The organism is Streptomyces sp. yr375 (genome assembly GCF_900110755.1).
Classification (GTDB): domain Bacteria; phylum Actinomycetota; class Actinomycetes; order Streptomycetales; family Streptomycetaceae; genus Streptomyces.
This window is the reverse complement of sequence record NZ_FOFF01000005.1, coordinates 210,479-221,649: the sequence shown is the minus strand read 5'-3', so window position 1 is coordinate 221,649 and position 11,171 is coordinate 210,479. Positions and strand designations below refer to the sequence as shown.

Genomic DNA, 11,171 nt, shown 5'->3' with positions numbered 1-11,171 from the left:
CGAACCGGCCTCCCGCCCCCCGCCGTCCCCCCTGCCGTTGCCTGGTCCGGAGACCAGTGTGGGGGCCGGCCCCGCCTTCCGCCGGGTCGGTGGATCCTGGCCTCTCGGCCGAAGACATCCGATGATCGCGTCGACGATGCTGACGTGCAGATCATGCGGGTTCGGATCGACCGCCCTCCCGGTGGCCGGGGACCGCCCCGTCGTTAGGAGGCCAGCGCACCGATGTCGTCCGACACGTCCGTGGCAGAACTCTTCGATCCCGGATCCGAGGCCTACCGTGCGTGCCCGTACGCGGCGTTCGCCCGCGCCCGTGAGCAGCATCCGGTGGCCCACCAGAGCGCGCTGGACGAGTGGATCGTCACCGGCCGCGCCGAGATCGAGGCCGTGCAGCGCGACCACGAGCACTTCACGAGCCGCTACAACCTCGACGGTTCCTATCCCTTCTGCCCCGAGGCGAAGGAGATCCTGGACGGCTCGCTGTTCTTCCGGGTCGCCCTCTACAACGTGGAGCCGCCGGCCCACACCCGCTTCCGCACCCTCATCAGCGAGTACTTCTCGCCCCGCGCGCTGCGCCGCCGCGAGGGCGCGATCCGGGAGATCGCCCGCCGGCTCGTCGCCGACCTCGCGGCCAAGGGCGGCGGCGACCTGCTCCAGGAGTTCGCCTACCCGCTGCCGATGACGGTGATCTGCGACATCATCGGCATCCCGGAGGCGGACCGGGCGATGGTCAAGGGCTGGAACAACGAGTGGCTCGCCCTCCAGGTCGTCCCGCTGCCGCCCGAGCAGCAGGTGCACTGCGCCACCAACGTCGTCACGTACGAGAAGTACGTACTCGACCTGCTGGAGCAGCGGCGCCGGGAGCCCGCCGACGACCTGCTCACCGAGCTGGTGCGGGCGTCCGAGGCCGCGGACCCGGTGTGCACCGTCGAGGACGCCGTCGTCGCCCTCCGGGTGATGATCGCGGCGGGGCACGAGACCACCAGCAACCTGATCTCCAACGCCGTCCACCAACTGCTCCTGGACCGCGCCCGGTGGGAGGCCGTCGTCAAGGACCGGGAGCTGATCGGCCCGGCGGTCGAGGAGACCCTGCGCTTCGACTCCTCCGTGCAGGGCGCGCCGCGCGTCGCGACCCGGGCGCTGCGCGTCGGCGACACCGAGGTGCCCGAGGGCGCCCGGCTGCGGGTGATGTTCGCGGCGGCGGGCCGCGATCCGGGGGAGGTCGACGACCCCGAGACGTTCCGGCTCGACCGGCAGGGCCCGCCGCGCCACCTCGGCTTCGGCCTCGGCATCCACTTCTGCGTGGGGGCCGCGCTCGCCCGCCTGGAGTCCCGTATCGCCCTGGAGACCCTCGCGGACGCCCTGCCGGGACTGCGGCTCGCCGACGGTTTCACCCCGCAGTACCTGCCCGGCGGCTTCGTCTTCCGGGGCCTGGCCGGACTGCCGGTCACCTGCTCCTGACCGCCCGCCGACGCCCCTTTCCCCTTCTCCATCTGCCTCCCCCCTCGCAGCAAGCCACTCCACGGAGGAAAAGATCATGGCTTTGGCGACTGCCGCACCGAACGTCCCGCCCATGCCGGGACGCGTTCCGCTCGCGGGCCACGCCGTGCAGATGTTCCGTAACCCCCTCAAGTTCTTCCAGACCGCGAGCGAGCAGGGCGGTCTGGTGCGGATCTGGCTCGGCACCAAGCCGGCGTACGTGGTCAGCGACCACGACATGCTCTACGACATCCTCGTGCGCAAGGCCAAGTCCTTCGAGAAGGGCATGCAGTTCGACCAGGCGCGCCCGCTGCTCGGCAACGGCATCCTGCTGTCCGAGGGCGACTTCCACCGCAGGCAGCGGCTGCTGATGCAGCCCGCCTTCCACCACGAGAAGATCGGCAGCTACGTCGACGTCATGCGGGAGTCGGCGACCGAGGTCTTCGACACCTGGCGCGACGGTCAACGCGTCGGCATGTACAGCATGTTCTACGAGCTCGCCGTGCGCGTCGTCATCAAGGCGCTGTTCTCCACCGACATGGTCGAGCAGGACGTGGCCGAGGTCTTCCGGTCCATGCCCATCGTGATCTCCGGGGTCGAGAAGCGGGCGGCGATCCCGCCCGCGCTCCTGGACCGCATTCCCAGCCGCTCCAGCCGCGAGTTCCACAGCGCCGTCGGCCGGCTGTACTCGATGGGCCGGCGCATCATCGCCGACTACCGTGCCAAGGGCCCCGGCGGCGAGCGCCCCGACGACCTGATGAACCTCCTCTTCACCGCGCGTGACGAGGGCAACAAGTCGATGACGGACAAGCAGATCCAGGACGAGTTCATGACGCTCCTGACGGCGGGTTCCGAGACCACGCCGAGCGCCATGAGCTGGAGCTGCATGCTGCTCGGCCGCCACCCCGAGGTGCAGCGCCGGCTCCAGGAGGAGGTCGACGAGGTGGTCGGCGACCGCCCCGTCCAGGCCACCGACCTGCGCGCGCTGGACTACACCCGGCGGGTCATCCAGGAGGCCCTGCGGCTGTATCCGCCGGTGTGGGCGCTCGGCCGCAAGTGCGTGACGGACACCGAGCTGGGCGGCCACCGCATCCCGGCCGGCTCCGAGGTGCTGTACTCCATCTACGCCGTCCACCACGACCCCAAGGTCTACGACAACCCCGAGGCGTTCGACCCCGACCGCTGGCTGCCCGAGCGGGCCAAGCAGGTTCCGCGCAGCGCGTTCATGCCGTTCGGCGCGGGCGTGCGCAACTGCATCGGCGAGTCCTTCTCCTGGTTCGAGACGCAGACCGTGCTCGCGACCCTGTTCCAGAACTGGTCCGTGCAGCCCATCACCGGTGAGCCGGTCAAGCCGATCGCGATGGGCGCCCTGGTCCCGGGGGAGCTGTCCATGAAGGTCGTCAGGCGCGGCAAGTGACGCTCATCGACGAGTTCACGGAGAGCTCGGCGGTCGCGGCGCGGGTCAACGGTCTCCTCGACGACTTCCTCCGGGAGCGGACGACCCGGGAGACCCACCCGGAGACCCGGGACGTCCTGGAGACGCTCCGCACCTTCACGCTGAACGGCGGCAAACGGATCCGCCCGCTGTTCTGCTACTGGGGCTGGCGCGGCGCGGCCGACCCGGACGCCTACGCCGACACCGATGCCTGTGCCGACGTCGTCGCCGTGGCCGCCGCGCTGGAGCTGTTCCACACCGCGGCCCTCATCCACGACGACATCATCGACAACAGCGACGTACGGCGCGGCCGGCCCACGATCCACCGGGCGCTCGGCACCTGGCACGCCGGCCACGGCTGGCGGGGCGAGAGCGGAGCCTTCGGCCAGAGCGGCGCGCTGCTCGCCGGGAACGCCTGCCTGGTCTGGTCGGAGGAGCTGTTCCACGCCAACCCGCTGGTCGCGCGCGACGACCGGGCTCGCCGGCTGTTCGCCCGGCTGCGCACGTCCGCGGTGTACGGGGAGTTCCTCGACCTCGTCGGCGAGGCGCGCGGCGGCCGGCTCAACGACGCGCTGAAGATCATCCGGCACAAGACGGCGAGCTACACGGTCCGTTACCCCCTGCAGATCGGCGGCGCGCTCGCGGGCGCGGACGACACGCTGATGAAGGCGTACGACACCTTCGGACTGCTCCTCGGCGAGGCGTTCCAGCTCCGCGACGACCTCATCGGCCTCTTCGGCGCCCCGGAGGTCACCGGCAAGGACGGCACGGACGACGTCCGCCAGGGAAAGCCCACGGCGCTCATCGCGCTGGCCCGCGAACTGGCCGACCCGCGCCAGAGCGCCCGCCTGGACCTGCTCTACGGCGCGCCGGAGTTCCGCGCCGACGACATGGGCGCACTGCGGGACGTGGTCACGGCCACCGGAGCCCCCGAAGCCATCGAGCGGATGATCGAGGACCGGCACACCGACGCCGTCCGGGCGCTGCGCGAGGCCGGCGTCGAACGGTCCGCGCTGGCCGAGCTGGAGTCGCTGGCGGCCGCCGCCGTCCATCGCGAAAGGTGAGTTACCCGATGTCGACGATCCCGAAGCCGTTCTCGGACGGCATGCAGATATACCTTCCGGAATTCCCCTACCTGCTGCCCGCCTGCAGCCACCCGAGGACCGAGGACATCCGCCGGGAGTCGGACGCCTGGGTGCGCGAGACCATGGGCTTCGCGATGGCCGACCCGCGCGAGATGGAACTCCTCCTGGAGGAGACCGCGTCCCTGTGGACCTGCCTGGTGCTGCCGACGGCCCGCGAGGACCGGCTGCGCCACCTGTGCAAGTACACCGAGTACCTCTCGGTCTTCGACAACGCCATGGTGGACCGCACCAAGATCGGCAGCGATCCCGACGCGGCGCGCGAGATGTTCGGCCGGGTGGCGAACATCCTCGACGACCGCGCGGACGGCGCCGACTTCGCCTGGGGCTCCGTCCTCCAGGGGCTGTGGAAGGAGATGCGGGCGGGGATGCCGCCGGCCGTCTGGGACCGGTTCATGGGCGAGGTCCGCCGCTTCCTCGGCGGCTGCGTCCGCGAGATCACCTCCCGCACCGAGGACCGGGTCTTCGACTACGACACGTACCTCGAGGTCCGCAAGGACAGCGTGGGCATGGGCATGTACTTCGTGCTCGGCGAGTACGGCCTCGGCATCGACCTCACCGAGGACCTCCGGCGCCACCCGGAGCTGCGCGACATCGTCGACACGGCCCTCGTGCACATCATGCTGACCAACGACCTGTTCTCGTTCCGCGCCGAGGCGATGATGGACGACTACGTCAACGCCCTCTCGGTGCTGCACCTGCGCGAGGGACTCGGTCTCCAGGCCGCCGTGGACCGGCTGTTCGCGTTCATCGACGGCAAGCGGGCCGAGTTCATGGCGGCCCGCGCGGCCATCGAGGCGGGCGAACTGGGCGGGCGCGAGGACATCCGCGCCTACCTGGACGCCCTCTGGCACATGATGGCCGGCAACCTCCAGTGGTCGTACCTCACGTCCCGCTACAACGGCCCCGGGCACACCTGGAGCGGGGCCCGCTCCGGGGTGCTGACCCTGCACCGCGAGCGCACGGTGTTCAGCGACGACGCCTACTGCACGCTGCCCCCGGCGTGGACGGCGGCGCGTACGGAGGTGCGTGGGTGAACACCTCGTACGCGACCGCCCCCGGGCGGCTGCCCGGCGTCGGCCACGCCGCGGCGCTGATGCGCAGCCCGCTGCGCTTCCTCACCTCGCTGCGCGACCACGGCGACCTGGTCCGGGTCGACCTGGGCCCGATGCCGTCGCTGTTCGTGACGTCGCCGCCGCTGATCCACACCCTGCTCACCGACCGCAAGGACCTCCTGGACAAGGGGCGGTTCTACGACAAGGTGCGGCCGCTCACCGGCAACGGGGTGATCCACGCCTACGGCGACGAGCACCGCCGTCAGCAGGCCATGATCAAGCCGTCCTTCCACCGGGACGAGATCACCCGCTACGTCGAGGTCATGCGGGAGGTCACCGAGGAGAAGTCGGCGGGCTGGCGGGCCGGGGCGGAGATCCCCGTGGACCGGGCGATGCGGGACATCACCTTCAACATCCTGGCCCGCACCATGTTCGGCTCGGTGGTCGGACGGGACGCCCACGAGGAACTCGCCGGGATCCTGCCCACGGTCCTGGAGGCCATCATGTGGCGCACGGTCTCGCCGGGCGACCTGATGGAGAAGCTGCCGCTGCCCATGAACCGCCGCTTCGACCGCGCCTTCGCCCAGCTCCGCGACACGATCAGCCGCGTCATGCTGGCCTACCGCCAGGGAGCCGCGGAACCCGGCCGGGCCGGCATGCTCGCCATGCTCCTGGAGGCCCGCGACGAGGAGACGGGCCTCGGCATGACCGACGAGGAGCTGTGCAACCAGATCGTCTCGGTCACCATGGCCGGCTCCGAGACCGCGGCCACGGCGATGGCCTGGCTGTTCTACGAACTCGCCCGTCATCCGGAGATCGAACGCCGGGTGCGCGAGGAGGTCCAAGAGGTGGTGGGGGAGCGGGACTTCACCATGGCCGACGTGGGGAACCTGCCGTACAGCCGCCGGGTGCTCCAGGAGGTCATGCGGGTCCGGCAGCCGATCCTCGTCATCTCCCGGCGCGCCGTCCGCGACTTCCCGCTGGGCACCGGCTCCGTGAAGGCCGGCACCGAGCTGTTCTACAGCCCCTACGCGGTGCACCGGGACCCCGAGTTCTTCCCCGACCCGCTGCGCTTCGACCCGGACCGCTGGCTGGAGCGGCCGGCCGCGAGCCTGCCCAAGGGCGCGTACACCCCGTTCGGGGCGGGCCCGCGGCACTGCATCGGGGAGCAGTTCGCCTGGGCGATGATGCACGTGGTGCTCGGCACGGTCGTCCGCCGCTGGCGGCTGACGCTGCCCGACGGGGTCACGGTCCGGGAGATGCCCTGGGCGACGGTCAACCCGAACCACATGCCGATGCGTGCCGAGCCCGTCCTCGCCGAGGACGCCCCGGGTGAAGACGTCCCGGGCGAGGGGGCCGCATCTTGTCCGTGACCGGTCGCATCGTCATCGACTACGACCGCTGCTGCGGCTCGGGCATGTGCGCCCTGAGCGCGCCCGGTGTGTTCGACCAGCGGGACGACGACGGAACCGTCGTCCTCCTGACGCAATTTCCGCCACCTGGCCAGGAATCGACGGTCAGAACCGCCGTGGAGAACTGTCCCTGCACCGCCATCAGGATGGAGAATTCTGACGCGAAATTGAACGGTCTGGGTTGAAAAAGCCTCATGGGCCGGGTAAGAGATGGCCGCGAGCCCCCTTGTGATTGGCTGAACCCTTGTGCCGCGCGCCCGTGTTCGATTAGCCTGATCTAGATTTCGGGGCGCGGCGGGGGCCGTCTGTGGAATCGATTCCGAATTCCTATGTTCCCGCGTGACGTCTGCGTACTCGGGTGCGACATAGGGGGTTCGTTGCTACTCTCGATCAAAGAAGATGCGATCGATGTCATTATTTGTGATGAGAATCCACACGCCCGCTTCGGCTTGAAGACGATCCTCTCCAGGGACCCCGGAATCTCCGTGGTCGCGGAGGCGGCGGACGAGCGGGAGGCGCTGCGGCGGATCGCCGAGTGCCGGGCCGACGTCGTCCTGCTGGAAGCCGGCCTTGCCGAGACGATCCAGGACCTCGCCAAGTCGGCCCCGGCGCCCCCGTACGGGCTGGTCTACGGCATCGAGTGCATGGCGCCGGAGAAGCTCGCCGCCCTGGTCAGAGGTAATGTGCGGGCGATCGTCCACCGTGATGCGCGCCATGACGAACTGGTCCGCGCGGTGCGTGCGGTGACCTCCGGAGACGGGTTCGCCTCGCAGGAGCTGACGGGGTGTCTGCTCCAGGCCGTGCGGGCCGGCGTCGCCCGCCCCGGTGTCGACCACCGCTTCAAGGACCGGCTCACCGACCGGGAGAACGGCGTGCTGGGCCTGCTCTGCCAGGGCCTGTCGAACAAGGCCATCGCAGCGGCGCTCTCGGTCAGCGAGAAGACGGTCAAATTCCATGTCTCGAACGTGCTGGCCAAGTCCGGGGTGAGCACCCGCACCCAGCTCATCGCCGCCGTGGGGCCCTTCGGTACCCCGGCGCAGCGCGCCGCCCTGCACCGCTTCAGCGCCTGACCACGCCTCGGCGACCACGCCACCCACGACCACCCCGGCCCTTCTGCCAGGTCGGGCGGGCTTTTTCCCCGGTCGTTCGCCCGGGCCGGAGTCGGCCGGCCGGTCGGGAGTCCGGTTTCCGTGCCTGGCTCTTGGGCGGAAGACAGTCCTGACGGCTCCCGGGAATACTGGAATCTGTTCCGGATTTCTTTTTCAGCTCGACCGGGAAGAGTCTTTCATGCCGTGGCAGCGCCATCTGGACCCCAGCGAGGCATATCACGCCTTTGTCGACTGGTCCGGCTCCTATTCGATCGAAGTGGCCGGATCGATTGATTCGGATTTACTCGTCGGGGCATTCGAGGCACTCTGTGACGCCGTCCCGTTGCTGAGCGGGAGCCTCGGACGCGACGAGCACGGCTTCTTCTTCCGGATCCCCCCGGGACGCCGGCCGGAGATCCGCGTCCGCGACACGGACGGCACCGCCCAGCATCAGGAAGCCGTCTACCTGGAGGAAATGGGCAGCCCCCTGGACTCCACCCGGGAGCTGTGCCGGCTCGTCCTGGTACGCGGCGACCGGCGCGGCCACCTCATCCTGGTACTGCACCACAGCATGATCGACGGCCGCGGCGGCGTCACCCTGCTGGAGAAGCTGTGCCGCAACTACACCGCGCTCAGCAGGGGCGAACAGCCCCCGTACGCCACGCCCCCGGCCGTGCCCCAGGCGTCCGCCGAGACGCTGCTGAAGGAGCGCGGCGCGGCGCGCGGGGCCGAGCCCGCCGTGGACCGGGCGGCCCTGCGCGCCGCGCTCGCCGCGGCCCCGTCCCCGGCCCACCTCACCGTCGTACCCGAACGCGTCCGGCTCGACCAGCGGCACACGGCCGGGCTGATCGAGTCGCTGCGCGCGGAGGGCTTCTCCGTGCACGGCTTCGTGGCCGGCGTCGCGACGGTCGCCCTGCGCGAGGGCCGGCCGCAAGGCGGCGCACTCGACATGGTGTGCGGCTGCCCGGTGGATCTGCGCAACCGGGTCGAACCACCGGTGACGGTCGAGGAGTCCACCAACTTCGTCAGCGGCGTCGAGGCGTCCGTCGCCGTCCCCCGGCACGCCGACCCGATGGAGATCGGCCGGGTCGTCAAGGAGCGGCTGGACAAGGCCATCGACAGCGGCGAGGCCGAACACGCGATCCTCCAGGCCGGCCAGTTCACGGCCGCCACCCCGGTCTCGGTCGACCTCGTCGTGACGAACCTGGGCCCCATCCCCCCGTTCACCACACCGGACGGACTGCGCGTCACGGACTTCCGCGGCTACACCACGACCACCATGCCCGGACTGCTGCTGTTCGTCGTCACCTCCTACGACGGCAGGCTCAGCGTCGAGCTCACCTCGCCCCACGACCTGCTCTCAGGCCCGGAGCGCGAGGCCCTGAAACGGCGCGCCGCAGAGCTGCTCAGCGCCCGCAACGCGAACCAGGAGCACGCATGACCCAGCGAGAGACCACGCCTCCCAGGATCCCCGTCGACCGCGCCCACCCCCTGGACCCGCCGCCGGAGCTGGCCGAGTGGCGGGCGCGCTGCCCGGTGGCCCCGCTCACCTACGCGGACGGGCACGAGGGCTGGATCGTGACGAACCAGGAGTACGCCCGGCAGGTGCTGTCCGACCCGCGCTTCAGCTCCGACCCGCGGCTGCGGCACTCGGCGGTGCACGACGTCCTGGGCGACGGACAGCCGCCCGAGGAGGACGTGCCCGGCATGTTCGTGGGCATGGACCCGCCGGAGCACACCACCTACCGCAGGCTGCTCACCGGCGAGCTGAGCACCCGCCGGATGCGCGAGATGGAACCCAAGATCGCGGCGGTCGCGCACGAACTGGTCGACCGGATGCGGGCCGACGGCGCGACCGGCGCGGACCTCGTCACCGCCTTCGCCATCCCGCTGCCGTCCCGGGTCATCTGCGACCTCCTGGGAATCGAGTACGAGGACTGGCGGGAGATCCAGCCGGTCTCCGAGAAGATGCTGCGCATCGACTCGACCGCCGAAGAGGTCAAAGAGTGCTACCGCATCATCTTCGAATTCCTCGGAGGCGTCGTCGAACTGAAGCGGAAAGCACCCGCCGACGACCTGCTGAGCGGCCTCGCGCATTCCGCCGAACTCAGCGATGTCGAATTGACGAGCGTCGCCTTCCAGCTTTTCACGGCGGGCCACGAGACCACCGCGAACATGTTCTCCCTGGGCACCTACACCCTGCTGACCCACCCGGAGCAGCTCGCCGCGTTGCGCGAGTCCCCGGACATGACGAGCGGCGCCGTCGAGGAAATGCTGCGCTATCTCACCGTCATCCAGTTCGGCATCTCGCGGGGCGCCGCCGCGGACGTGGAGCTGGGCGGGGCGACCGTACGGGCCGGGCAGACCGTCACCGTGTCGCTGCCCGCCGCCAACCGCGACCCCGAGCGGTTCGCGGACCCGGACCGGTTCGACATCACCCGCGTGCCCTCGGGCAACCTGGCCTTCGGCTTCGGCGTGCACCAGTGCGTGGCCCAGCAACTGGCCCGGGCCGAGATGCGCATCGGCTTCCAGGTGCTGTTCGACCGGCTGCCGGAACTGCGCCTCGCGGTGCCCGCCGAGGAGGTGGCGATGCGCGAGGGGGCCATCGTCTACGGGTGCCGGGAGCTCCCGGTGACTTGGTAGCCGGATCCGGCCCCGGGCGCCGCCCGGGGCCCCGGCCGGGCTCACGAGGCAGGCAGCCGCAGCCCGCCGTCCAGCCGGATGGTCTCGCCGTTGAGCATCGGGTTGCCGATCACGTGGGCCACCAGGTGCGCGAACTCGTGCGCCTGCCCCCACCTGCGCGGATGCGGGACCAGACCGGCCAACGCGGCCCGCTTGGCGGGCGGCAGCACCTCGGCGGCCGGGGTGTCGAACAGCCCCGGCGCCACGGTCACCACCCGGATCAGCAGGCCGGCCAGCTCCCGCGCGAGCGGCAGCGTCATACCGGCGACACCGGCCTTGGAGGCGGCGTACGCGGCCTGGCCGATCTGACCGTCGAAGGCGGCGATGGAGGCCGTGTTGACCACGACTCCCCGCTCCCCGGCCACCGGCTCGTTGCGCGCCATCGACTCGGCGCCCAGCCGTACGACGTTGAAGGTGCCCGTGAGATTCGCCGTCACCACCTCGGCGAACTCCTTCAGGGAGTGCGGCCCCGACCGGCCCACGACCCGCGCCGCGTGCGCCCGCCCGGCGCAGTTCACCACGGCCCGCAGCTCCCCGCGCTCGGCCGCGACCGCCACGGCCCGCTCCACATCGCCCTCCACGGCGACGTCACCGGCCACGAAGACGGCCTCGCCCCCCAACTGCCGCACGGCCGACTTGCCCCGCTCACGGGACCGCCCGAACAGCACCGGCCGCATACCGTCCGCGAGGAGCCGTTCGGCGGTCGTGAGACCGAGCCCCGAGGTGCCCCCGGTGACGAGTGCCACGGGACGGTTCTGGTGCCGAGACATGAGGACCCTTTCGAAGACAGCGGAAAAGAATACAACCGAAGCTTGATTCTGCTGGAATGCACAATCCGCAGCAAGTGATGTCTCGTAATTTTTTGTCGCACGGAGCGGTGA

The 11,171-nt window shown here is 70.5% G+C and carries 10 protein-coding genes; 9 read left to right on the top strand and 1 reads right to left on the bottom strand.

Annotated features, from left to right (window positions below):
• Positions 1–222 precede the first annotated feature (222 nt).
• The 9 genes from BMZ82_RS08430 to BMZ82_RS08390 all read left to right on the top strand — a co-directional run bounded on the left by BMZ82_RS08430 (position 223) and on the right by BMZ82_RS08390 (position 10,251).
• A complete protein-coding gene (locus tag BMZ82_RS08430) occupies positions 223–1,458 on the top strand; it encodes a cytochrome P450 (protein ID WP_093773352.1) in 1,236 nt (411 codons plus the stop codon).
• A 76-nt stretch (positions 1,459–1,534) separates the two neighbouring features.
• Positions 1,535–2,893, top strand: a complete 1,359-nt coding sequence (locus BMZ82_RS08425) for a cytochrome P450 (protein ID WP_093773350.1) — start codon at positions 1,535–1,537, stop codon at positions 2,891–2,893.
• A complete protein-coding gene (locus BMZ82_RS08420) occupies positions 2,890–3,975 on the top strand; it encodes a polyprenyl synthetase family protein (RefSeq protein WP_093773348.1) in 1,086 nt (361 codons plus the stop codon). The genes BMZ82_RS08425 and BMZ82_RS08420 overlap by 4 nt, the downstream gene beginning before the upstream one ends.
• Positions 3,976–3,983: 8 nt before the next feature.
• Complete coding sequence (locus tag BMZ82_RS08415; RefSeq protein ID WP_093773346.1) at positions 3,984–5,090, top strand: terpene synthase family protein; 1,107 nt, start codon at positions 3,984–3,986, stop codon at positions 5,088–5,090.
• Positions 5,087–6,481, top strand: a complete 1,395-nt coding sequence (locus BMZ82_RS08410; protein WP_143098837.1) for a cytochrome P450 — start codon at positions 5,087–5,089, stop codon at positions 6,479–6,481. The genes BMZ82_RS08415 and BMZ82_RS08410 overlap by 4 nt, the downstream gene beginning before the upstream one ends.
• Positions 6,478–6,705 carry a ferredoxin gene (locus BMZ82_RS08405; protein WP_256251815.1) on the top strand — a complete coding sequence of 76 codons (228 nt, stop codon included), beginning with the start codon at positions 6,478–6,480 and terminating at the stop codon, positions 6,703–6,705. The genes BMZ82_RS08410 and BMZ82_RS08405 overlap by 4 nt, the downstream gene beginning before the upstream one ends.
• 264 nt (positions 6,706–6,969) lie before the next feature.
• A complete protein-coding gene (locus tag BMZ82_RS08400) occupies positions 6,970–7,590 on the top strand; it encodes a response regulator transcription factor (protein WP_177244428.1) in 621 nt (206 codons plus the stop codon).
• 217 nt (positions 7,591–7,807) lie between these two features.
• Positions 7,808–9,049: a phthiocerol/phthiodiolone dimycocerosyl transferase family protein gene (locus BMZ82_RS08395; protein ID WP_107487645.1), complete on the top strand. Its 1,242-nt coding sequence runs from the start codon at positions 7,808–7,810 to the stop codon at positions 9,047–9,049.
• Complete coding sequence (locus tag BMZ82_RS08390; RefSeq protein WP_093773338.1) at positions 9,046–10,251, top strand: cytochrome P450; 1,206 nt, start codon at positions 9,046–9,048, stop codon at positions 10,249–10,251. The genes BMZ82_RS08395 and BMZ82_RS08390 overlap by 4 nt, the downstream gene beginning before the upstream one ends.
• 41 nt (positions 10,252–10,292) lie before the next feature.
• Here the strand turns inward: BMZ82_RS08390 and BMZ82_RS08385 are convergent, their stop codons facing one another.
• Positions 10,293–11,060 carry an SDR family NAD(P)-dependent oxidoreductase gene (locus BMZ82_RS08385; RefSeq protein ID WP_093773336.1) on the bottom strand — a complete coding sequence of 256 codons (768 nt, stop codon included), beginning with the start codon at positions 11,058–11,060 and terminating at the stop codon, positions 10,293–10,295.
• Positions 11,061–11,171 lie beyond the last annotated feature (111 nt).